We start from the raw sequence: 22,443 nt of genomic DNA on the forward strand, positions 1-22,443 counted from the left end.
AATAAATAATAAATCAAAGAGCAACTCAATTGGGCTGCTCTTGTTTTTTGAAAACATCTATGATACCAGAGCATATTATAAATAGAAAAGGAGCTAGAAGTTTTAAAGACTTGAATCCTGAAGTTATTGATTTTTTAAACAAAGGATTAATTGAAACTAAAAACTTAATGGAATGGTTGGCAGTCGATCAACTGTCTTTATTAAAACTGGTTCTCAATGATTTAGGAAAGATCGAATGGTATATTGATTTTGACGCTGCAGTTCATCAACAAAAAAAGCCTACAGCCAATAGTAACACTAAAGTGATTGGTCATAATTTCGGAATTCTTACACAAGATAAAGAGGTGTATGATTTTTTAAGAAATCATATTTCTGATGTTGTTCGTTGCTGGTCATGTTGGGCTGAAAGTTTACATTATGATGAAGTTCCTGAATTATTATCAGCGATGAAAAAATATACAGCTGATATTCATTTCGGCGTTAGAGAAGTAGTGATTTTTGCAACAAAAGAGCGAATGATTTCTGATTTAAATTCTTCCATTTCAATATTGTCTGAATGGACATCTAATAAAGATGAGAATATCAGAAGATTTGCTATAGAATCGTTAAGGCCAGTAGGAGTTTGGACAAAGAAAATAGCGGAATTTCAGGAAAACCCGGAGAAAGGAATTCTATTACTAGAACCACTAAAATCGGATTCATCAAAGTATGTAAGAGATTCGGTTGCTAATTGGTTAAATGATGCAAGCAAGTCAAAACCAGAATGGGTATTAAATGTTTGCAATCGTTGGGAAAAAGAATCAACAACGGAAGAAACTAGTTATATCGTTAAAAGAGCTTTACGAACTATTCGCAAGTAGTGTAGTCATCGCGAATAACGAAGCGATCTCTATATTATATAAAAGAAAAGATTACTTCAGTCTTAAAGACTTCGTAATGACCCTTTTTACTTTATTAAAACTAAGATTAACGCAATAATCGCTGGTAAACCTTGAACAAAAAATATTTTCTTACTGGCAGATATAGCTCCATAAATTCCAGCTATAGCTACACATCCTAAGAAAAATAACGAAACATTAGTTTGCCATTCTATATTTTCAATAAAGAAAGTCCAAATTAAACCAGCTGCTAAAAAACCGTTGTATAAACCCTGATTCGCGGCCATAACTTTTGTTTTTGGAAACAACTCCGCTGGAAAATGTCGGAAAACTTTTCTTCCTCTTGTTTCCCAAGCGAACATTTCAAACCATAAGATGTATAAATGAAATGCAGCAATAATTCCGATAAGTATTTTTATTAGTAGATCCATAAGTTGATTAGTTTACCTTAAAAATAAAAAAAACTCGCAATTAAGCGAGTTTTTAATATATGTTTAAATTTTGATTAGTTGGCTTTATCAACAACTAAACGATTTTCTCTGTTAGCCACTTCCCAAGCTGTATAGAATACTAAACGTGTTCTGTTTTCTAACAATTCATAGTTAATCTTGTCAGGAGTATCAGTTGGTCTGTGATAATCCGCATGTGTTCCGTTAAAGTAAAAAATAATTGGAATATTATGTTTTGCAAAGTTATAGTGGTCAGAACGATAGTAAAAACGATTTGGATCATTCTCATCATTGTACTTATAGTCTAAATCAATGTTCATGTATTTTTTGTTTACATTTTCAGATAGATTGTGTAATTCAGTACTTAACTTATCAGAACCAATTAAATATACATAATTAGGATTTCCTTTATGACGTGCATCAATTCTTCCGATCATATCAATATTTAAATCTGTAACTGTATTTTCAAGAGGGAAAATTGGATTTTCAGTATAATATTTAGAACCTAATAAACCTTTTTCTTCACCTGTTACATGTAAAAATAAAATCGAACGTTTTGGTCCGTTTCCATCATCAGCAGCCTTTTTAAAAGCTTGCGCAATTTCTAAAATTGCTACAGTTCCAGAACCATCATCATCAGCACCATTATAAACCTCACCATTTTTTACACCTTCGTGGTCTAAGTGAGCAGAAATAACGATGATTTCGTCTGGCTTTTCCGTTCCTTTAATGAAGGCAACTACATTTTCAGAATCGTTTAACTTCATTCCTCTTCTATTATTACTTAAGTAAGAAGAAGGTACTTTTTGAAAATAATCGTTTCCACCTAAAGGAGAAGCAATTCCTTCATTAATATAAAAGTCCTTTAAATAGTTTACTGCTTTTTTCTGTCCAGCCTCACCAGTATTACGTCCCTCAAATTCATCAGAAGCATAAATAAATAAGTGTTTTCCTAAGTCTTTTGCTGTAATGGTTTGAGCGTATGTTGTAGGGTTGTTCGCTACTTTTTTGCTACTATTGCTTTTTGTTGCAGTTTGGCTCGTACTACATGCAACTGCAGCTAAAGCCCACGTAGCTAAAATTATTTTTTTCATTTAATTTGATATTCTTTGTTAGCTAATTAATATTGATCAAAAATACTTAAATCTTTTGCAGTCTCAAATTTAATTTTTGTTGATGACGAACTGTTGTAAATTTTTGTTAAAACTAATAAGTTCTTTTGGGAATAATGAGGAAAATGCATTTTGTTGAATAAGTTCATCAGCATTACCACTATATAAATCATCATTTGCTATTAAAACAAAAGAGTCTGCCAATTTTAGTGCTAAATTTACCTCATGTGTCGATATTATTATTGTTTTAGAGGTAGTTTTTACGAGTTCCTGTAGAAGGGAGAAAATCTTATAGGTGTGATGAATATCTAAATGAGCAGTTGGTTCATCAAGAATGATGATTTCAGTATCTTGAGCTAATGCTCTAGCAATTAACACTCGTTGAAGTTGTCCGTCACTTAATTTATAAAAAGGTCTATCTTTTAAATGAGCAACATTAGTGAGCTCTAAAGCATGAAGTACTTTTTTAATGTCTTCTTTTGACAGTTTATCCAACCAGTTTGTATACGGTTGTCTTCCAAGTGCAACGATTTCAAAAACAGTTAGTTGACTTTCGGGTAAACGCTCTGTAAGCACAACACTCATTACTTTAGCAAGTTCGTGTTGAGAATACTCAACAAGATTTTTTTGATTGATTAAAATGTCTCCAGCTAATTTATTTTGAACCTTGCTTAAGGTTCTGAGTAAGGTAGATTTTCCAGCGCCATTTTTTCCTAATAAGGCAATAAATTCTCCTTTTTGAATATCTAAGTTGATAGATTCTAATAGCTTTTTTTCTGATTTCTTAGATGTATATCCAATAGAAAGATTTCTAGTTTGTAAAACGATATTTAGCATGTTCTTTTCAGTTATTTATCTTTTCGTTTTAGATGTAAATTTTCTTTTTTCTCACTAATAACCAGATAACAACTGGAGCACCAAATAAAGAAGTTATTGCATTAATAGGCAAAGTGAATTCACTATTAGGAAGTTGAGCAATGCTATCGCAAATTAACAAAATGATTCCACCGAATAATGCTACTGCAGGAATTAATATTTTATGATTAGAAGTTTTAAACACTAATTTGGTAATATGTGGAACAGCTAAACCAATAAAAGCAATCGGACCACAAAAAGCAGTGACAACACCAGTTAGTAAACTAGTGATAATTAAAATAATGTTTCTGCTTTTTTTAGTGTTAATACCTAAACTTTTAGCATAATTTTCTCCGAGCAAAAAACTGTTTAATGGTTTTATTGATATAAAAATACCCAAAGTTGCAATTATAAAAATAGCAAGGAATATTAAAATTTCATTCCAAGTTAGATTTCCTAAACTTCCAAATCCCCAAAAAACAAATTGTTTGATTTGTTCAGCATCACTAAAATATGATAATACACTAATTAAAGCAGAAGCTAAAGAGCCAAACATTAATCCGATAATTAAAATCGACATTGTATTACGAACTTTATTAGCAGCTATAATGACAGCTAGTAAAACCATAAAAGCTCCTACACTCGAAGCAAAGGGTAATCCCCAATTTAAAAAAGCAGAAAAACTGAACATTCCACCTAAAAAGCTAGTGCTTAATATGAAAATAGCCACACCTAAACTTGCTCCTGATGAAATACCTAATACAAATGGACCGGCAAGTGGATTTCTAAACAACGTTTGCATCAATAATCCGCTTACAGACAAGCCAGAACCAACTAATATTGCAGTTATGGTTTTAGGTAACCTGTAATCAATAATAATAGTTTCCCAACTTGGCTTTTGAGGAGTATGTCCAAGAAAAGTCTTAAAAATATCTGATAAAGGAATATCAATTGAACCAATACTAACGTTAAAAAAACTCATCAAAACCAAAAAGATTCCAAGAAGTATAAATTTTTTCGTATAGGTTGTAGGCTTATCCATTTTTGATTTTATAGCGAGGAAAGTTTATTTATAGGTTTTTAAAAAATCAATTAGTTTTTTTATAGCCAAACCTCTATGGCTAATTTTATTTTTATCCTCAGAACTCATTTCTGCAAATGATTTATCATAACCTACAGGTTGAAAAATAGGATCATAGCCAAAACCTTTTTCTCCTTTTTTTTCTGTTAAGATTTCGCCTTCGCAAATTCCATCAAACAAAAATTGTTTTCCATCTAAATTTAAACAAATAGAAGTGCGAAATTGTGCATTTCTATAAGTTTTATACTGTAAATTTTTAAGAAGTTTATTCATGTTGTTTTCTGCATTTACAGGTTTTCCTGCATAACGCGCCGAATAAACTCCAGGCTCTCCGTTTAAAGCTTCAACTTCTAAACCAGTATCATCGGCAAAACAATTGTAATTATAATTTTCAGTAATATGATTAGCTTTTATTTGAGCATTACCTTCTAAAGTAACCGCCGTTTCTTCAATATCCTCAAAACAACCAATGTCATTTAAAGATAATAATTCGATAGAATGAGGAAGCATTTCCTGAACCTCTTTCAGTTTGTTTAAGTTATTTGTGGCAAATACTAGTTTCATGAATAAAAGTAAAGGAACAAAAGTAATGTATTGTTTCATAAAACAAAAAGATGTACCGAAGTACATCTTTTTAGTAGTAGTTATATTTTTATAATTCTTTAGAATACATATCTTACGTTAAGTCCGAAACTATCAGCAACAAAATCTGTAGTTTCTACAAGTATGAAGTTTGGTCTCCAATCTGCACCAATAACAATAGGAGCTTTTTTGAATCGGTACTCTAAACCAATTTCTCCTACAACTCCAAGTGCAAAAGGATCACTTAAATAGGCATTAGGTCCAACACCTAAATACCACATTAACCCATCATCTCCAAGAGGTCTGTAGATAAAATCCCACAGTAAATCAACACCAACACCGTCTCCGAAAGAAACATCTGCGTGTAGTCTACTATACTTTCCAGCCGAGAAAACAGCGTCAATAGCTACTTTACCACCAGTTACATCTCCAAAACGAATACCAATTTCTTGAGCACTTGTTGTTAGAGAGAATAACCCCATGAACATAATAGATAAGATAAGTTTTTTCATAATTTTAAATTTAACGTTGTAAGTCAAATATAGGAATAAAATGTTATTATGATTTTTACAAATGTATTAACAGTTCAATTTTTTGAACTACTCATGATGATAAGGTTCGTTTCTTAAAATGGTAAAGCCACGATAGATTTGTTCAACAATAAATAAACGAATCATTTGATGAGAAAACGTCATTTTTGATAGCGATAGTTTTCCATTCGCCTTTTTATAAACGGCATCTGAAAAACCATAAGGTCCACCAATAACCAGAACCAATTGCTTAATTCCTGAGTTCATTTTTTTCTGAAGAAAATTAGAAAACTCAATGGACGTATATTGCTTTCCTTTGTCGTCCAGTAAGATAAGCTGATCAGTGTTTTGAAGTTTAGAAAGAATCAAATCACCTTCTTTTTCTTTCTGTTGTGCTTCAGATAAATTTTTAGCATTTTTTAAATCTGGAATTATTTCAAGGTCAAACTTAACGTAATGCTTCAATCTGTTTTGATACAGTTCTATCAACTGATTCAGATTTTTATCATCTGTTTTTCCTACTGCAAGTAATTTGATTTTCATGTGCCAAAATTACGAATGTTGAATTAGGAATTCACATTTTACTATTAAATTAATTCAATAACCAATTAATATCTCGTAATTGTAAAAATGCTATTTTTACATTCATAATAAGAAAAAAATGATTTCTAAAGAACAATTTAATAAAGAGCTAGATTTAATTATAAGAAATGCCATAAGAGAAGATATAGGAGATGGGGATCACACATCTTTATCTTGTATACCAGATGAAGCAACAGGAAAAGCAAAATTATTGGTAAAAGATGAAGGAATAATCGCAGGAGTTGAATTTGCAAAAATGGTATTTGCTTATGTTGATGCAGACCTTGAAGTAGAAACTTTAATTAACGATGGAGAAAAAGTTAAGTACGGAGATATTGTCTTTTATGTATCTGGAAAATCTCAATCTATCTTGCAGGCTGAGCGTCTTGTATTAAATGCAATGCAACGGATGAGTGCCATCGCTACGAAAACTCGTTTTTTTATGGACTTATTAGAGGGAACAAAAACTAAAGTGCTAGATACTCGTAAAACAACTCCTGGAATTAGAGCTCTTGAAAAATGGGCGGTTAAAATTGGTGGAGGAGAGAATCACCGTTTTGCTTTATATGATATGGTTATGATTAAAGATAATCATATTGATTTTGCGGGAGGAATTACCCAGGCAATAACCAAAACAAAAGCATATTTAGCAGAAAAAGAGTTAGACATTAAAATTATTGTTGAGGCTAGAGACTTAGATGAAATCAAAGAGATTTTATCAAATGAAGGAGTTTACAGAATATTGATTGATAATTTTAATTATGATGATACACGAAAAGCAGTTGAACTCATAGGCGATCAATGTTTAACTGAAAGCTCAGGTGGAATAAATGAAAAAACAATTCGAAAGTATGCTGAATGTGGAGTAGATTTTATCTCTTCTGGAGCGCTTACACACTCCGTATATAATTTAGATTTAAGTTTAAAAGCAGTTGATTAATCAAACATAATACAAATGAAAAAATATATTTTCATTGCAACCATTGCATTCGCTGTAAGTTGTAATACAAAAGAAACAAAAAAAGATACAAACGATATGAGTACTTCGGAAAATCCATTGTTAGTTAAAAGTACTTTAGATTATGGAGCTCCAGATTTTACGAAAATCAAGGATGAACATTTTATGCCGGCCATTCTTAAAGGTATGGAAGTTCAGAATGAAGAAATTGCTAAAATAGTGGCAAATACTGAAGCTCCAACATTTGAAAATACAATTCTAGCTTTAGAAGAAAGCAGCAAAACATTAGATAATGTTACTGCTGTTTTTTATGCGTTGGCAGGAGCAAATACTAATGATGTTATCAAAGAAAATCAAAAAGAGTTAGCTCCAAAATTTTCTAAGCACACTGACGAGATTTTATTAAATACTAAACTTTTCGAAAGAATAAAGACGGTTCATAACAATTTAGAATCGTTAAATCTTGATGATGAATCTAAACATTTAGTAAAAGAAACATTCAAAAGATTTGCTAAAGCAGGAGCTAACTTATCAGAAGAGGATAAGGTTAAGCTAAAAGATATCAATGCAAAGCTTGCTACATTGTCAAACGACTTTGGAAAAAAATTATTGGATGCTAGTAAAAAAGGAGGAGTTGTAGTTGAAGATAAAGCTAAACTAAAAGGTTTTTCAGAAGAGAAAATTAAATCCATTGAGAAAGATGGTAAGTATGAAATTCAATTAATCAATACTACACAACAACCATCCCTACAAACTCTAGAAAATAGAGAACTGAGAGAGGAATTGTTTAATAAGTCAATTCATAGAACAGATGGAGGCGAATATAATACTTCTGATTTAGTAAAAGAAATGGTTACGTTACGTGCTCAAAAAGCAAAGATTCTCGGGTTTGATAATTATGCGAGCTGGAGTTTACAAGGAACAATGGCTTCTACTCCAGACAAAGTTTTTGATATGTTTAATAACCTGATTCCAGGTTCTTTGGAAAAAGCGGCTTCGGAGGTGAAAGAAATTCAAGCAGAAATTAAAAAGAATGGTGGAGATTTTAAATTAACTCCGTACGATTGGAATTTCTATGCAGAGAAAGTTCGTAAGTCTAAGTATAGCCTGGATGAAGAAGAGGTAAAGCAATATTTTGAAATTACTAATGTATTAGAAAAAGGAGTATTCTTTGCAGCTACAAAATTATACGGTTTAACTTTTAAAAAGCGTACCGATATTCCAGTTTATCACCCTGATGTTGTTGTGTATGAAATTTTTGAAGAAGATGGAAGTAAGCTAGGGTTATACTACGGAGATTTCTTTGCTAGAGATAGTAAAAGAGGAGGAGCTTGGATGAGTGCTTTTGTAAAACAATCTAAATTACGTAACCAAAAACCGGCAGTATATAATGTATGTAATTCACCAAAACCAGCTGAAGGAGAACCTGCATTAATTAGTTTTGATGAAGTTGAAACAATGTTCCATGAATTTGGTCACGCTTTACACGGATTATTTGGAGATCAACAATATGCTTCAATTTCAGGAACTAGTACAGCTAGAGATTTTGTAGAATTTCCATCTCAGTTCAATGAGAATTGGGCTACACATCCAGAAGTTTTGAATAACTATGCTTTGCACCACAAAACTGGTGAGGTAATACCAGATGCTTTATTAAAGAAAATTAAGGAGGCGGGAACTTTTAATCAAGGATATTCAATTATTGAAAACTTATGTTCTTCTAATTTAGACATGCAGTGGCATACAATTGGTGTTGATACAAATGTTGACGATGTTGCAAAATTTGAAGAAGAAGCTTTAGCGAAAATGAAATTAAATGTAGATGAAATTCCGCCGAGATATCGCTCTACATATTTTGCGCATATTTTTAGTGGAGGTTATGCTGCAGGATATTACTCTTATTTATGGACAGAAATGTTAAGTCATGACGCCTATGATTGGTTTAAGAATAATGGCTTATTAACCAGAGCGAATGGAGATAAGTTCCGTAAAGAAGTATTGTCAAGAGGAAGTACAATGGATTATGCAGAAATGTATAAAACATTTGCAGGAAGAGACCCTCAAGCAGAACCAATGTTAAAAGCTAGAGGTTTAAAATAAAATAGGAATGAACTACTTAAGAGAGACTTATTTTTTCGATTATAGTAACGAAGTCATTCAGAACATTATCTCGGGATTTAAAAATGAAACGTTGTCTGGTAAAGAGAAAACAATTCGTATTTACAATAAAATTCGAGATGAATGGCGCTATGATCCGTATACAATAAGTCTCTCTAAAGAAAAATATAAAGCAAGTTTCATCGGTCAAAATGAATCTGGAAACTGTGTTGAAAAATCTGTGTTATTAATTTCTTGTTTAAGAGGATTGGGTATCCCAGCAAGATTACATTTGGGAAAAGTAAAAAACCATATTGCTGTTGAACGCTTAACTGAGAAGTTTGGTTCTAATGAACTTACACCACATGGAATGGTGAACGTTCAGTTAAATGGAAAATGGTTGAAAATGTCACCAGCATTTAACGCGGATTTATGTAAAATGTTTAATGTTGAACCTTTGGCGTTCGATGGAGAAAACAGTTCTTTTTTACAACAGTATAATAGCTCAGGAAGTTTATTCATGGAATATGTAGATGATTATGGACATTTCGATGATGTTCCGGTAGAATTTATGGTGAATAATATTAAAGAACATTATCCACATATTTTCGATGTAGATAATATCACAGAATTCAAATTATAGTTTTTGAAATTCATATGAACGAATATTACGATAACGAAACATTTACCAAAGTCAGTTTTACGAGTGAACAACTTAGTAAAACTGACTTTGATTCTTGTACGTTTAAGAGTTGTGATTTATCTGAACTTCATATTAATAACTCCGAGTTTCTGGAGTGTGAATTCATTGACTGTAATTTAAGTAATGCTCGATTGAAAGATTCTAGTTTTAAAGACACTCATTTCTCTAATTCTAAGTTGTTAGGTGTTAAATTTTATGAAGTTGATCCATTTTTATTAAGATTGAATTTTAATGATTGTCAGTTAGATTATTGTTCATTCTATCAACTAAAAATGCAAAACTTTCAATTTGTAGATTGTAGCATTAAAGAAGTTGATTTTACTGAGGCAGATGTGCAGTTTTCTTATTTTGATAATTGTGATTTATTAGGGGCTATATTTGAAGAAACAGATTTGCGAAATGTAAATTTTAAAACATCGCGTAACTTTTCAATAGATTTAGAAACTAATAAAATAGAAAAAGCTGTATTCTCTAAAGATAACGTAGTAAATTTGTTAGAGAAGTATAAAATCAAGTTAGAGTAATCCGTTTTTTAGTTGCAGAGTCACAGAGTCACAGAGTCACAGAGTCATTGGTTTTAATAATAATCGAGTAGGTTTGAATTTTCAATTAGCAAATTCGTAATCTTTTTTAAGCTAGATAAAAGTTTGTAGATTTGAAGTAAAAAATACTATGAAAACATTTAGAGAGTTAATTGTTTGGCAAAAATCTATGAATTTTGTTACCGAAATTTATAAAATAACTAAGTATTTTCCTGAAGATGAAAAGTACGGTATAACATCTCAAATTCGAAGAAGTGCAATATCAATTCCGAGCAATATTGCTGAAGGGTATGGTAGATCAGGATTAAATGATTATTTAAGGTTTTTAAATATTTCGATTGCTTCATTGTTTGAACTTCAAACTCAACTTGAGATTTCATTCAATTTAAATTATATGAATAAATTGAAATTTTCAAAACTATTTGATTTATCAAGAGAAATAGAGAGAATGTTATCTAGTTTAATTAGAAAACTCAAAGAAAAAAGATAATTTTTTATTTAAAAGATTTAGTCAGTAAACTAAAAAGCTTTGTAACTTTGAGTCTATGCCACTGTGAATCTTTGTAACACAAAAAAATGTCAAAAGAAATAGAAGATAGTCTAGAAAAAATACCAGTAATTAATTGGTTAGTAAAGTTTGGAAAGCAAATTAAAATTCCAGGCTTAGAAGGGTTATCGCTTTATGATGTACTCGAAATGTATATAATAGGTATTGTTAAAGGAGCATTAACAACTAGAGCAGGAGGAATTGCATTTAGTTTCTTTATGGCGATTTTTCCATTTTTACTGTTCATTCTTACACTTATTCCGTACCTCCCAATTGAAGGATTTCAAGATAGTTTGTTCGATTTAATCAGGGAGGCTTTACCACCAAAAACATTTGATGCTGTAAACGGTGTTATTCGCGATATTTTAAACAATCAATACGGAGGTTTATTATCGTTCGGTTTTTTAGCTTCTATTTTTCTGATGACGAATGGAGTGAATGCAATTTTTGGAGGTTTCGAATATTCATATCATGTCAATGAATTTAGAAATGTTTTCAGAACCTATGTGGTTTCTCTTGGAGTTTCATTGTTAATGTCATTTTTCTTAATTATCACAGTTTCACTAATTATTTTATATCAGATAGCTTTGTCTAAGATTGATGAAATTGGTTGGTTTGACACAGGAGAGATGAATCTGTTTTATTTAGGAAGAGGTTTGTTATTCTTAATAATGATATATACAATAGCCTCAATATTGTTTCGATATGGAACAAAACAGGGCAAACAAATTAAATTTTTCTCTGCAGGAGCATTGTTAACTACTGTAGTTTCTTTGTTTACGTTCTATCTCTTTGGAATATACGTAGTTAAGTTTGCAAAGTACAATCAGTTATATGGTTCTATTGGGACTTTACTAATTTTAATGTTGTTTGTTTGGTTAAATGCGATCATATTATTACTTGGTTTTGAATTAAATGCATCGATCTATCAGTTAAAACGTCGAAATAAAACTTCGTAATCCGCCAATAAATTCAGATATTTGCAGGCTGAAATAAACACTATTTAGTTTTAAATCGATTTTTAATTTATGAAACCAGGAATTCCTAAAGGAACAAGAGACTTTTCATCAACTGAAGTAGCCAGAAGAAACTTTATTTTTAGCACAATAAAACATTCTTTTGAATTATTCGGTTTTCAGCCTATTGAAACACCAAGTTTTGAAAATTCTTCTACCTTAATGGGAAAATATGGAGATGAAGGTGATCGATTAATTTTTAAGATTTTAAATTCTGGCCCGTTTTTGTCAAAAGTTGATGATGAGGTTTTAGCTTCAAAAGACAGCATAAAATTAACAAAGCAAATTTCAGAGAAAGCCTTACGTTACGATTTAACAGTGCCTTTTGCACGTTATGTGGTACAACACCAAAACGAAATTACTTTTCCGTTTAAACGTTATCAAATTCAACCAGTTTGGAGAGCAGATAAACCTCAGAAAGGACGTTTTAGAGAATTTTATCAATGTGATGCAGATGTAGTAGGAAGTAAATCACTTTGGCAGGAAGTTGAATTTGTGCAATTGTATGATTCTGTTTTTAGTAAGTTAAATGTTCGAGGAACGACCATTAAAATTAATAATAGAAAGATTTTATCTGGAATTGCCGAAGTTATTGGAGCTAAAGATAAGTTGATTGATTTTACAGTTGCTTTAGATAAGTTGGATAAAATAGGGAAAGACGGTGTGGTTGCGGAAATGATTTCAAAAGGAATTTCAGAAGAAGCTATTGATAAAGTTCAACCTTTATTTGATTTTACAGGAAGTAATGATAATAAATTAAATTCTTTAGCTGAAATGTTGATGACTTCTGAAGAAGGAATCAAAGGAGTAGAGGAGTTGCGTTTTGTGATTGAAAATATTAAAGGATTAGGTTTAGAAACTGCAACTTTAGAACTTGACGTTACATTAGCAAGAGGATTAAACTATTATACAGGAGCAATTTTTGAAGTTTCAGCTCCTAAAGAAGTAAAAATTGGCTCTATCGGAGGAGGAGGAAGATATGACGATCTTACCGGTATTTTTGGATTAAAAGACGTAAGTGGTGTTGGAATTTCATTTGGTTTAGACAGAATTTACCTTGTTATGGAGGAATTAGGACTGTTTGAAGCTGTAGAATTACCAAAACCAAAAGTTTTATTCTTAAATTTCGATGAAAATGAATCGCTATCTAAGATGAAAGCGATTAATGAGTTACGAGCTAATGGAATCAAATCTGAATTATATCCAGATGTTGCGGCTAGTAATAATCAACAAAAGAAACAATGGAAGTATGTCGATAAAAGAGGCATAGATTTTGTTATTACGGATGTTGAAGGTGAGCAATTTAAGTTCAAAAACACACAAACAAGAGAAGAAAAACTCCTTACAATCAAGGAAATAATTAAAATTTTACAATAAAAAGAACTTTTTGTTTTATCTTTACAAAAAAACATTAAACAAAAAGTTATGTTCGAGACCCATAATAATATGATAGACGATAGAATAGACGAAATAGGTGAAAACCACGTTGGAACATCTGCTAAAACACCATTAAGGGATGATGCTTTTGATATTTCGGATGAAGAAAAAATAGCAAGAATACAAGAAAGTGTTAAAGATATCCTTGAAACTTTGGGTATGGATTTGACTGATGATAGCTTGCAAGGTACACCAAAACGTGTTGCAAAGGCCTTTGTGAATGAAATGTTTATGGGATTAAACCCAAAAAATAAACCATCAGCTTCTACTTTTGATAATAATTACAAGTACGGAGAGATGTTAGTAGAAAAGAATATTATTGTGTATTCTACTTGTGAGCATCACTTATTACCAATAGTTGGTAGAGCTCATGTTGCTTACATTTCTAAAGGAAAAGTAATCGGTTTGTCAAAAATGAACCGTATTGTAGAGTATTTTTCTAAAAGACCTCAGGTTCAGGAGCGTTTAACAATGCAAGTTGTTCAGGCAATGCAAGAAGCATTAGGTACTGAAGATGTTGCTTGTGTTATTGATGCAAAACATTTGTGTGTAAATTCTCGTGGAATTAAAGATATTGAGAGTTCTACAGTAACAGCAGAGTTCGGTGGGAAATTCAAAAATAAAGAGACTAAAAGAGAGTTTTTAGACTATATAAAATTGAATACAACTTTTGATTAAGAGTCAAGTTTTATAAAAAGATTAAAGGCACAGTTAATTAACTGTGCCTTTTTTAAACTATTTATTAACCATTGTTACAAGATACAATGCACGCAGCGACGTAATTATGAGCATCTTGTGCGCTCATACCTCCTTCCATTAAATTATGGCCTCTTCTTGCACACATGGCAGTGCAACCACTACCGTTTACAGGTGTAGTGTTTATCCCTCCTGTAATGTTTTTTAGTTCTTTTTTATCTAATTTCCTGAAACTTTTTAAACTGGCTATTTTGCTCATTTTTTAATTTTTTTAGATTGTTATTTATAGAATGTTCTAAGAATTAGAAAAATGTTACTAGCGATACCAAATTATTTTTTCAGTCTTATCTTGTTTTAATTCATAAAAAAAAGCGACTTAAAAGCCGCTCTTTGTTTTACCATCCCAAATAGTAGTCTTTGTCTAACCACTCTGGGCATTCCAATCCGTATTTCTCTCTCATGATATGTTCCGTAACACAGAAGGCTCCTTCGACCCATCCTTGTTGATCAGAGTAAGCTTCTCCAGCAATAAAAATGCGCTCCTCATCAAATGGTTGCCTTATGTACGGCATTACTTCCCAAACTTTATATTCATTTTTCCATGCATGATAACCGCCACCATAAGGATCTTTGGTCCAATCTTTATAAGCAGAAGTATAAGGCGCGGGAACATCTACATTTGGTCCGTGTAGTTCTCTAACTTGACTCATAACTTCCCCAACCATCATTTTACTAGCATGTTCATAGTTTGGATAGATTGCATTTTTAGCTCTAACTAATTTTGTTTCTCTTGTTTGGAATTTTTCACCATTTTCTAGCGCTTGCCAAAAACTTACAGTCCTCATATCATTATAACTTGCTAGGAATAATGAGTGGGAGTTTTTTGGGTCAACACCAAAATAATAGCATTGACGCATCGGTAAATCAGTGATAGATTCACCAGCCATAGCTCCCAGTCCTTCTTTCCACCAAGGTTCTTCAAATCCTAATAAAATTTTTACCGAAGGTTCTGGAATAACAGAGTTTAAATTATTGTGTAATTTTTGATTTTTATCTGGATTAAAGAAGAAGTTGTCTTGATCTAATAATTCTAGCGAACGTTTTGGCATTCCTAAAATGATGTCTTTTGCCTCAACTTCCCAATACTCTTCTTTATCTAGATTATAGAACGTTAGAACGTATTTGTATGCACTCGATTTTTTAGTGTTCTTTTTGAATGTTTTTAATTTATTACGTGTATAAATTTTACCGCCCTGTTGAATAAAATCATCTCCTAAGCAGGTAAGTATTTGGTCGTAGCCGCCTTCAATTGTTTTGTATTTTACGGCATCACTGGCGAAATCTCCAACCATATATGGGAAAGCTTCAGCAGCATTCCAATTAATTGTGTTGGAATAATAACCTCCTGCTTGTGCTAAAAACTCATAACATTCCTGAGATGAACGATCTTTTAATAAATTCCAGAATCCAATTTTATAGACTTTTACACCTTTATATGGACCATCAAACTGATAGGTTAGTTCCTGCTTTATTTGGTTCCAAGCTTCTCTTGGATTAGGATCTTCCTGAATTTGCTTTAGTGAGTAACCATCAGCCTCTAAAACTTCACTGATAATTTCTGTGAAAATGTCATCCGAGCTTTTTCCTTCAAAACGTTCTTCAACAAAATATCGTGTTTTAAATTTTTCGCCTGTAATTTTAGCTTGTGAAAACCTATTTGCAAAAAAGCGTTGTTTTCTTAAATAATATAAATGATGATTGGCATCACCCATTGGAAAATCAATTGGATTTAATCCATACTGGGTCGAAAACACATCTTCAATCAAAGCAGTAACGATTTTCTGTTCTGTCATGTAACGCATTCCACCTAATTCTCCAACAACATTCATCCCAGGGAGTTTGATAGATTCTAATCTTCCACCAATACGATCACTCATGTCAAATATGGCAACATCTAAATCTAGTTTATTTCCTTTTTTATCGGTACCATTTAATAAACGATATCCAGAATATAAACCAGATGCACCTGCACCAACAATAGCAACATCTAATTGAAGTTTTTTAGCCTCTTTTGTAATAAATCGATTACTAATTTCACCTCTAACCACTGGCCATTCTATTTTAAAATGAGAGATATTAAAATCAGTACTTCCTTTTACTGCCAAATCGGAAAGTATTTTACCTAATAAAGGAATGAATTTAGCAGCCCAACCTCCTGTATATACAATGATATTTTCGTGATTATGCACCCAGTTAGGTAAGGTATCTAGCATCAACTCTTTATTGTTGTTGTTTAAGGTGATTAAACAAGTAGAAGTAAACTCAGGTTTATCATCTAAACCAACCATGTGATTTTTCACCCAAGAAGAGTTTAGTGCCAAACTTTTTTCACTTGGAATTCCGGTTCTATCTGAAGGGTCTTTTAAAATTCTATCTGGTATGTCTGGTGCTACTCGAATATAACCTGGGTTAGCCCAATTTTCTTCAGGAAACCCATAAAATAAACTTGTATTTTGAGGTTCTTGAAAAACAAACCAAGTTGGTAGTTTGATATCTTTGGTTTTCTTATAATAAGCAGAAGACATTTCCCAAATATCAACATTTACAGAAAGCCCGAAATGTTTTAAAATATCGTTTACAAAAGCTCCGGGTGCAATTACCAACTTTTCTGTTGTGTAAGCTTTTTCTGATGTTTCAACCGTAATTATTCCTGTATTTAAAGATTGAATATTTGTTACCGGTGAAAATTCAAGTAAATCTATATTTTTTGCTTTTTCAGCAATATTAAAAAGAGCTTTTAACGTAGCTTTTAAATCAATAATTCCTCCATCTTCTTGAAAAAAACCATAGTAGTCTTTAGGAATATCTTTGAAAGGAAATTTCTTTTCAATTTCCTTAGCTTTAAGTTTTGTGTAAGGAATATCTAGTTCATCCATTACGTCCATCGCCGCTTGAATTCCTCCTTCTTGTGAACTAATATCTGGATCTCCAAACCATAAAGAACCAACCTTATCGATAAGTTTATCTTTAGTAGTTTTTTGTAGCTTATCCCAATATGGAATTGAATCTACGGCTAATTGAGCCATATATTTTTGAGCGTATTGCACTCTAAATTGACGAGAAAGTCCGGCAGAGCTTCCTTTGTCGTTAAAGAATCCAAATTGCTCTAGTACAAGTACTTTCTTTTTTGTGTTTGCTAATTCGGCAGCAGTTGCTAATCCCATAGCTCCACCGCCGATAATGATAATGTCGTATTCAGTTTTCATGATTTATTCTAATAGTTAAAAGCGTTAATAAGTCAGTTTTAGGTTGAATTAAATTACCGATTTAGACTGATACTTTTAAAGAATAAACCTTAACTGTATTATTTTAAGGTATAAAAGTGATGGAATAAGGAATTATCTGAAATAAAAAAAGCGACTTTAAAGTCGCTTTTGAAATATATTGTCTCTCTTGATTATGAGATTAAATTGTCAATTTTTTCTTTCTCTTCTGCAGCTAAAGCAGCATCAACTAAAATACGACCACTATGCTCATCAATAGTAATTTTCTTTCTGTTTGCGATTTCTAATTGAACTTGTGGTGGAATTGTAAAGAAAGAACCTCCGGCAGCACCACGCTCTATAGATACAACGGCCAATCCGTTTTTCACTTTATTTCGAATTCTGTTGTAAGCAGTTAATAAATGCTTGTCAATTGATTGAGAAAACTCTTCTGATTTTTCAATTAATAACTTTTCTTCCTTTTCAGTTTCTTTTAAGATAGCATCTAGTTCAGACTTCTTAGCATTTAAGTGTCCTTCTTGTAAGCTTAATTTCTCTTTAGTAGAATCAACTACTTGTTTCTTTTGAGCAATCTTTGCTTTGAACTCTTTAATTCTCTTTTCAGCTAATTGAATTTCTAATTCTTGAAACTCTACTTCTTTACTTAAAGAATCAAATTCTCTATTATTACGAACATTTTTTTGTTGTTCGGTATATTTTTTAATTAATGCTTTAGACTCTTCAATAGCTAACTTTTTATTACTGATATCTGTATTTAAGTTATCAATATCTTGAGCTAAGTTCGATAGTCTAGTATTTAATCCGGCAACTTCATCTTCTAAATCTTCTACTTCTAAAGGTAATTCACCACGAACGCTTCTAATTTCATCAATTCTAGAGTCAATTAATTGTAAGTCGTATAGCGCTCTTAATTTTTGTTCTACCGTTACTTCTTTTTTTGCCATTGTCTATTAAATATAATGTATTGGATTTGTACTCTTTTCGCTTAAACGAATTGCAAAATTAGTGAATTTTTTTGTAAGATAGTCAACTAAAAGATTTTTTGTAAACTGTTCACTTTCATAATGTCCAACATCTGCCAATAAAATTCGATTTTCAGCCTTGAAAAATTCGTGATATTTAAAGTCTGCACTTATATATGCATCAGCTTTTTCTCTAATTGCATTTGATATAGCAAAACTTCCTGCGCCGCCTAAGACTGCTACTTTTTTGATTTGCTTGCCAAGTAGTTTTGAATGACGGACACAATCAGTTTTAAAGGTTGACTTTACAAAGTTTAAAAATTCAGTTTCATCCATGGCGTTTTCAAACTCGCCAATCATTCCCATACCAACATTTTGATGTTTGTTATTTAAAGTGATTACTTCGTATGCAACTTCTTCATATGGATGGTTTTTAAAAAGAGCATTCAAAACTGTACCTTCTAAATAACTTTCAAAGGTTACTGTTATGCAGGTTTCCTCTTCGTATTGGAGTTCACCTTTTCTTCCAATTGTTGGATTCGAATTCTCATTTCCTCTGTAACTTCCTTTTCCTTCTACATTAAAAGAACATTGATCATAATTTCCAATTGAACCAGCTCCTACTTCGAAAAGCTTTTCACGCAAATTATGAGCTTCTGCAAAAGGAACATAAGTAGTAAGTTTCTTAATAATCCCTTTTTTTGGAATTAAAACTTTTGTGTTTTGTAGGTTTAATACTTCACACATTTTTGCAGAAACCCCAACTTTTGAATTGTCTAAAGCAGTGTGGGTTGCATAAATTGCAATATCATTTTTAATCGCCTTTAGAACAACGCGCTCTACATAATTATTTCCGTTTAACTTTTTTAATCCGCCAAAAATAATCGGATGAAAACTTACGATTAAGTTACAGTTATTCGCAATTGCTTCATCAACAGTTTCTTCTAATGTATCTAAAGTAACTAAAACTCCAGTTACTTTGGTCTTATAATCTCCCACTAATAAACCAACATTGTCAAAGTCCTCAGCAAAGGAAAGCGGTGCGATTTCTTCTATGTAATTTGTTATATCTCTAATTATCATCGACTAAATTTTTCAACATCAAAGTTAAGATTTTTAATGTATTTTCGTTTCAATGAAAGTAATCCGTTTTTTATTATTTCCGTTTGCTATTCTTTACGATTTTATTACTCGAATGCGTAATTTTTTATTCGATAAAGGTATTTTAAAATCAACGTCATTTGATTTGCCAATTATTGCTGTTGGAAATTTAACGGTTGGCGGAACTGGAAAAACACCGCAAATAGAATATTTAATTCGATTGTTAAAGTCTGAATATCATGTTGCAGTTTTAAGTAGAGGTTACAAAAGAAAAACAAAAGGATTTCAATTATTAAATAAGAACCATTCAGCGGAAGATGTTGGAGATGAACCTTTACAGTTCTTCTCTAAATTTGATGATATAAATGTTGCTGTGGATGTGGATAGAACGAATGGAATAAAAGAATTGTTATGTAATGTAAATCCGGAAGTTATCTTGTTGGATGATGCATATCAACATAGAAAAGTAAAAGCGGGCTTTTATATTTTATTGACGAAATACAACGATTTGTATTGTAATGATTTTTTGTTACCTACAGGTAATTTAAGAGAAAGTAGGAGTGGAGGAAAAAGAGCAGATATTGTTGTAGTTACCAAATGTCCTGACAACCTTGAAAAAAATGAAATGAAGTTGATTGAAAATAAACTACGATTGTTACCAAATCAAAAGTTGTTCTTTTCAAGAATTGAATACAATAAAAGTTTAAAGGGAGAAGGAGATGAGTTGTTACTGTCTGAGTTAAAATCGAATATTGTTTTAGTGACAGGAATTGCTAACCCAATAAGTTTGATTACCTATTTGAAAGAAAAAGAAGTAAGTTTTACTCATTTAGAATATGCAGATCATCATCATTTTTCAGAGCAAGATATTTCTAAAATAAAGCAGGAGCAGGAAAAGCTACAATCACAGAAAAAGATTATTTTAACTACAGAGAAAGATTATGTTCGATTGAAAGGAAGACTTGAAAATCTTTACTACCTCGAAATTTTTAATTCTTTTTTAGTTAATGAAGATGGTTTTGATGAAGAGATTAAAAGGTATGTTCGTAGTTAAAATTTACTATTGGTTATTTACTACAATTCTCGCAATAGGTAGCTCTTAAAAACTCGTCTTCTAACAGTTGAAAAGTTACACCTTTGTTTAAAGCTGAATTATATAAACCGCAAAAGCGTTTTTTATTCATATTTATTGCATTTAACATAACGGTTCTATATGCTTCAGTATTGGTTAATTCCTCTTTAGTAATCGTTAGGTTTAAATAATAAAACAATAAATCTTCGTCTACAGTAATATTATTCACTTTATCTTCAATTGTGTGGATAGCATCATAAATACTAGAATAGTAAGTGAAAAATTGAGCTATGCTTAAATAATCAAAATCTGAAAGAACCAAATCTTGATACGATTTTAGAATATATTTTACAGATTTGTCTTTGCCTTCATGATTGTTTTTTCTAGAGTCCTCCTCAGCTTTTATAATATGATAATTTACAATCATTTTATCTATAAGCTCTTTCGAAATACCGTATTCTTTTAAGTTTAAAATCTCTTTTTTAAACTTATCTCTATTTATTTTTCGGGCTTTATGTTTCCAAATAATAAACTTTAAAACGGCTAAGTTATATTTTAAACGTTTGTCGTTTGGTTCTAATTTTTCAAGTTGCAGTAATTCTTTTTCTACATTCAGGGTTTGTCTTAAATCCACAAAGTATTTGAAGATGCAATTCTTAGTGAGTAATCGTAAATACTTTTTTGTTTTTGGGATTTTCATGTTTTTCAACACCTGCGGTTTGAACTTGTCTCGAAGTCTATCTAAAATAGAATTTTGAATAGCACAGGCTTCTTCAAGTTTATCTGCACGAACGGCTTTGTTAAATAAAGTAACCAATTGATCAACATGGAGTTCTTTGTATTCATCCTTTTTTTCAAGGGATAATACTACAACAGCTTTTCGATGATTTCTTAGTATTGGTTCTAAGTTTGCTGCGTATTCATTAATTAGTTTCGCTTTTACATTTTTCTTCGGAAGCTTAACAAGTTTTTTATGCTTTGTTTTCTTGATATCATTGAAAAACTCTACCCAGTTTTCAGAAGTTGAAATACGTGTAATAATACTAGGTTCTTGAAAAGATTGTAATGAACCTGCGATACTTTTAGCACGTTGTTTTTGCAGTACAAAATTTCTCTCCGTACTACCTTCTACTGAAGCATAAGCGTTTATGTCAATTTTTTTAATATTATAATCTGTAAGCTTTAAAGAATCGTATAAGGGTTTGATATCTTCAGGTTTGTACTCAGATTTATCTTTTTCAAAAGGAATAGAAAAAGTCAATTTCTTGTACTTGGTAACAATATTGTTTTTGTTAGAAGTAATTCTTTTGTTCTTGTAGGTAATATTGTCTAAATATACACCCATGTCCAATAAACCTCTAGGGTATTTTTCTAAATTATAGATTGTGTAGTATTTACAGAAGGCTTTGTTATGCAAGAATAATAAGTTAAACTCAATTTCTTCCTTTTGTAGGTTAGGAGGTACTTTACCAATATAAACACTATACCTATTAAGACCGACACTTTTTAACTTGCCAGGTTTATTAATTTCATATACAGGAGGTAAAAGAACACCTCGAATTTGAGAAGGTTTTACTTCTTTATCACAAGAGTATCTTTTTCTACGAACAATGTCAACAGCAATTCCATCACCTTTTTCTTTAAACAAAGCATTATACCAGCTTTTGTTATTTACTTCGAAATATAATTTGTTGTCTTCTTCTAGGCGAACACCAAAACGCACGTAATTAGGTTTTTGTTTGAAAACCTTGGTGAACGTATTACATTTATCTTCTCTGTCCCCATCAGGAAAATAAATACCGTAGGTATATTGTTGTGCATTTGCTACAAAAGAAATAGCAAATACGAATAGTAAAAGTTTATTTTTCATTTTTCCCCTAGTCAAAAATCTATGAAGATTTATGACTTTCATTTTTATTTGGTGTCACTTACAGATTGATTCCCCTATCAATCTTATAG

At 31.4% G+C, this 22,443-nt stretch carries 22 protein-coding genes; 10 read left to right on the forward strand and 12 right to left on the reverse strand.

Translation table 11 applies throughout. From position 1 onward, the window contains the following. Nucleotides 1-59 precede the first annotated feature (59 nt). The gene (locus ACOSP6_RS10540) at nucleotides 60-860 is read left to right on the forward strand and encodes a DNA alkylation repair protein (RefSeq protein ID WP_422093457.1); all 801 of its coding nucleotides are present in this window, start codon (nucleotides 60-62) and stop codon (nucleotides 858-860) included. Between the two features lie 86 nt (nucleotides 861-946). On the opposite strand, the gene ACOSP6_RS10545 is transcribed toward ACOSP6_RS10540, so the two are convergent. The 7 genes from ACOSP6_RS10545 to rlmH form a co-directional block, all read right to left on the reverse strand. Beyond that, complete coding sequence (locus ACOSP6_RS10545) at nucleotides 947-1,309, reverse strand: DUF1304 domain-containing protein (RefSeq protein ID WP_422093456.1); 363 nt, start codon at nucleotides 1,307-1,309, stop codon at nucleotides 947-949. A 74-nt stretch (nucleotides 1,310-1,383) separates the two neighbouring features. Beyond that, nucleotides 1,384-2,421, reverse strand: coding sequence for a M28 family metallopeptidase (locus tag ACOSP6_RS10550; protein ID WP_422093455.1), 1,038 nt, complete (start codon nucleotides 2,419-2,421; stop codon nucleotides 1,384-1,386). Nucleotides 2,422-2,490: 69 nt separating this feature from the next. Beyond that, nucleotides 2,491-3,276, reverse strand: a complete 786-nt coding sequence (locus ACOSP6_RS10555; RefSeq protein ID WP_422093454.1) for an ABC transporter ATP-binding protein — start codon at nucleotides 3,274-3,276, stop codon at nucleotides 2,491-2,493. A gap of 28 nt (nucleotides 3,277-3,304) precedes the next feature. After that, nucleotides 3,305-4,336: a FecCD family ABC transporter permease gene (locus ACOSP6_RS10560; RefSeq protein WP_422093453.1), complete on the reverse strand. Its 1,032-nt coding sequence runs from the start codon at nucleotides 4,334-4,336 to the stop codon at nucleotides 3,305-3,307. A gap of 24 nt (nucleotides 4,337-4,360) precedes the next feature. Further along, a complete protein-coding gene (locus ACOSP6_RS10565; protein WP_422093485.1) occupies nucleotides 4,361-4,939 on the reverse strand; it encodes a non-canonical purine NTP diphosphatase in 579 nt (192 codons plus the stop codon). Between the two features lie 98 nt (nucleotides 4,940-5,037). Continuing rightward, complete coding sequence (locus ACOSP6_RS10570; protein ID WP_422093452.1) at nucleotides 5,038-5,469, reverse strand: hypothetical protein; 432 nt, start codon at nucleotides 5,467-5,469, stop codon at nucleotides 5,038-5,040. 87 nt (nucleotides 5,470-5,556) lie between these two features. Continuing rightward, nucleotides 5,557-6,030: a 23S rRNA (pseudouridine(1915)-N(3))-methyltransferase RlmH gene (rlmH, locus tag ACOSP6_RS10575; protein ID WP_422093451.1), complete on the reverse strand. Its 474-nt coding sequence runs from the start codon at nucleotides 6,028-6,030 to the stop codon at nucleotides 5,557-5,559. Between the two features lie 118 nt (nucleotides 6,031-6,148). On the opposite strand from rlmH, the gene nadC reads away from it, so the two are divergent. From nadC to folE, 8 genes are all read left to right on the forward strand, one after another. After that, complete coding sequence (gene nadC, locus ACOSP6_RS10580) at nucleotides 6,149-7,009, forward strand: carboxylating nicotinate-nucleotide diphosphorylase (RefSeq protein WP_422093450.1); 861 nt, start codon at nucleotides 6,149-6,151, stop codon at nucleotides 7,007-7,009. A 15-nt stretch (nucleotides 7,010-7,024) separates the two neighbouring features. After that, on the forward strand, nucleotides 7,025-9,127 hold the full coding sequence (locus tag ACOSP6_RS10585) for a M3 family metallopeptidase (protein WP_422093449.1): 2,103 nt from the start codon (nucleotides 7,025-7,027) through the stop codon (nucleotides 9,125-9,127). Between the two features lie 7 nt (nucleotides 9,128-9,134). Continuing rightward, the gene (locus ACOSP6_RS10590; RefSeq protein WP_422093448.1) at nucleotides 9,135-9,767 is read left to right on the forward strand and encodes a transglutaminase-like domain-containing protein; all 633 of its coding nucleotides are present in this window, start codon (nucleotides 9,135-9,137) and stop codon (nucleotides 9,765-9,767) included. 14 nt (nucleotides 9,768-9,781) lie between these two features. Continuing rightward, nucleotides 9,782-10,351, forward strand: a complete 570-nt coding sequence (locus tag ACOSP6_RS10595) for a pentapeptide repeat-containing protein (protein ID WP_422093447.1) — start codon at nucleotides 9,782-9,784, stop codon at nucleotides 10,349-10,351. Nucleotides 10,352-10,499: 148 nt separating this feature from the next. Then, a complete protein-coding gene (locus ACOSP6_RS10600; protein ID WP_422093446.1) occupies nucleotides 10,500-10,859 on the forward strand; it encodes a four helix bundle protein in 360 nt (119 codons plus the stop codon). Between the two features lie 86 nt (nucleotides 10,860-10,945). Then, nucleotides 10,946-11,875, forward strand: a complete 930-nt coding sequence (locus ACOSP6_RS10605) for a YihY/virulence factor BrkB family protein (RefSeq protein WP_422093445.1) — start codon at nucleotides 10,946-10,948, stop codon at nucleotides 11,873-11,875. A 69-nt stretch (nucleotides 11,876-11,944) separates the two neighbouring features. Further along, nucleotides 11,945-13,309 (forward strand): histidine--tRNA ligase, encoded by a 1,365-nt coding sequence (gene hisS / locus ACOSP6_RS10610; RefSeq protein WP_422093444.1) that lies wholly within the window; start codon nucleotides 11,945-11,947, stop codon nucleotides 13,307-13,309. Nucleotides 13,310-13,378: 69 nt separating this feature from the next. Beyond that, nucleotides 13,379-14,047 carry a GTP cyclohydrolase I FolE gene (gene folE / locus ACOSP6_RS10615; protein WP_422093484.1) on the forward strand — a complete coding sequence of 223 codons (669 nt, stop codon included), beginning with the start codon at nucleotides 13,379-13,381 and terminating at the stop codon, nucleotides 14,045-14,047. Nucleotides 14,048-14,111: 64 nt separating this feature from the next. On the opposite strand, the gene ACOSP6_RS10620 is transcribed toward folE, so the two are convergent. The 4 genes from ACOSP6_RS10620 to ACOSP6_RS10635 form a co-directional block, all read right to left on the reverse strand. Then, entirely contained in the window at nucleotides 14,112-14,324 is a 213-nt protein-coding gene (locus ACOSP6_RS10620) for a bacteriocin (RefSeq protein ID WP_422093443.1), read from the reverse strand. Nucleotides 14,325-14,460: 136 nt separating this feature from the next. Beyond that, nucleotides 14,461-17,331, reverse strand: a complete 2,871-nt coding sequence (locus ACOSP6_RS10625) for an FAD-dependent oxidoreductase (protein WP_422093442.1) — start codon at nucleotides 17,329-17,331, stop codon at nucleotides 14,461-14,463. Nucleotides 17,332-17,522: 191 nt separating this feature from the next. Further along, nucleotides 17,523-18,293, reverse strand: coding sequence for a zinc ribbon domain-containing protein (locus ACOSP6_RS10630; protein WP_422093441.1), 771 nt, complete (start codon nucleotides 18,291-18,293; stop codon nucleotides 17,523-17,525). Nucleotides 18,294-18,299: 6 nt separating this feature from the next. Continuing rightward, entirely contained in the window at nucleotides 18,300-19,394 is a 1,095-nt protein-coding gene (locus ACOSP6_RS10635) for a Nif3-like dinuclear metal center hexameric protein (protein ID WP_422093440.1), read from the reverse strand. 52 nt (nucleotides 19,395-19,446) lie between these two features. Between ACOSP6_RS10635 and lpxK the strand changes: the two genes are divergently transcribed. After that, the gene (gene lpxK, locus ACOSP6_RS10640) at nucleotides 19,447-20,466 is read left to right on the forward strand and encodes a tetraacyldisaccharide 4'-kinase (protein ID WP_422093439.1); all 1,020 of its coding nucleotides are present in this window, start codon (nucleotides 19,447-19,449) and stop codon (nucleotides 20,464-20,466) included. A gap of 13 nt (nucleotides 20,467-20,479) precedes the next feature. Here the strand turns inward: lpxK and ACOSP6_RS10645 are convergent, their stop codons facing one another. Further along, entirely contained in the window at nucleotides 20,480-22,354 is a 1,875-nt protein-coding gene (locus ACOSP6_RS10645; protein WP_422093438.1) for a hypothetical protein, read from the reverse strand. Nucleotides 22,355-22,443 lie beyond the last annotated feature (89 nt).

Source organism: Tenacibaculum sp. MEBiC06402 (assembly GCF_049239625.1).
Lineage (GTDB): Bacteria > Bacteroidota > Bacteroidia > Flavobacteriales > Flavobacteriaceae > Polaribacter.

Bases quoted from the DNA above. Each gene is read 5' to 3' on its own strand.
- ACOSP6_RS10550 (WP_422093455.1), bottom strand. From the start codon at position 2,421: ATGAAAAAAATAATTTTAGCTACGTGGGCTTTAGCTGCAGTTGCATGT.
- ACOSP6_RS10540 (WP_422093457.1), top strand. From the start codon at position 60: ATGATACCAGAGCATATTATAAATAGAAAAGGAGCTAGAAGTTTTAAA.
- ACOSP6_RS10560 (WP_422093453.1), bottom strand. From the start codon at position 4,336: ATGGATAAGCCTACAACCTATACGAAAAAATTTATACTTCTTGGAATC.
- rlmH (WP_422093451.1), bottom strand. From the start codon at position 6,030: ATGAAAATCAAATTACTTGCAGTAGGAAAAACAGATGATAAAAATCTG.
- lpxK (WP_422093439.1), top strand. From the start codon at position 19,447: ATGAAAGTAATCCGTTTTTTATTATTTCCGTTTGCTATTCTTTACGAT.
- ACOSP6_RS10635 (WP_422093440.1), bottom strand. From the start codon at position 19,394: ATGATAATTAGAGATATAACAAATTACATAGAAGAAATCGCACCGCTT.
- folE (WP_422093484.1), top strand. From the start codon at position 13,379: ATGATAGACGATAGAATAGACGAAATAGGTGAAAACCACGTTGGAACA.
- ACOSP6_RS10595 (WP_422093447.1), top strand. From the start codon at position 9,782: ATGAACGAATATTACGATAACGAAACATTTACCAAAGTCAGTTTTACG.
- ACOSP6_RS10620 (WP_422093443.1), bottom strand. From the start codon at position 14,324: ATGAGCAAAATAGCCAGTTTAAAAAGTTTCAGGAAATTAGATAAAAAA.
- ACOSP6_RS10570 (WP_422093452.1), bottom strand. From the start codon at position 5,469: ATGAAAAAACTTATCTTATCTATTATGTTCATGGGGTTATTCTCTCTA.
- ACOSP6_RS10645 (WP_422093438.1), bottom strand. From the start codon at position 22,354: ATGAAAAATAAACTTTTACTATTCGTATTTGCTATTTCTTTTGTAGCA.
- ACOSP6_RS10600 (WP_422093446.1), top strand. From the start codon at position 10,500: ATGAAAACATTTAGAGAGTTAATTGTTTGGCAAAAATCTATGAATTTT.
- ACOSP6_RS10630 (WP_422093441.1), bottom strand. From the start codon at position 18,293: ATGGCAAAAAAAGAAGTAACGGTAGAACAAAAATTAAGAGCGCTATAC.
- ACOSP6_RS10585 (WP_422093449.1), top strand. From the start codon at position 7,025: ATGAAAAAATATATTTTCATTGCAACCATTGCATTCGCTGTAAGTTGT.
- hisS (WP_422093444.1), top strand. From the start codon at position 11,945: ATGAAACCAGGAATTCCTAAAGGAACAAGAGACTTTTCATCAACTGAA.
- ACOSP6_RS10545 (WP_422093456.1), bottom strand. From the start codon at position 1,309: ATGGATCTACTAATAAAAATACTTATCGGAATTATTGCTGCATTTCAT.
- ACOSP6_RS10555 (WP_422093454.1), bottom strand. From the start codon at position 3,276: ATGCTAAATATCGTTTTACAAACTAGAAATCTTTCTATTGGATATACA.
- ACOSP6_RS10605 (WP_422093445.1), top strand. From the start codon at position 10,946: ATGTCAAAAGAAATAGAAGATAGTCTAGAAAAAATACCAGTAATTAAT.
- ACOSP6_RS10625 (WP_422093442.1), bottom strand. From the start codon at position 17,331: ATGAAAACTGAATACGACATTATCATTATCGGCGGTGGAGCTATGGGA.
- nadC (WP_422093450.1), top strand. From the start codon at position 6,149: ATGATTTCTAAAGAACAATTTAATAAAGAGCTAGATTTAATTATAAGA.
- ACOSP6_RS10565 (WP_422093485.1), bottom strand. From the start codon at position 4,939: ATGAAACTAGTATTTGCCACAAATAACTTAAACAAACTGAAAGAGGTT.
- ACOSP6_RS10590 (WP_422093448.1), top strand. From the start codon at position 9,135: ATGAACTACTTAAGAGAGACTTATTTTTTCGATTATAGTAACGAAGTC.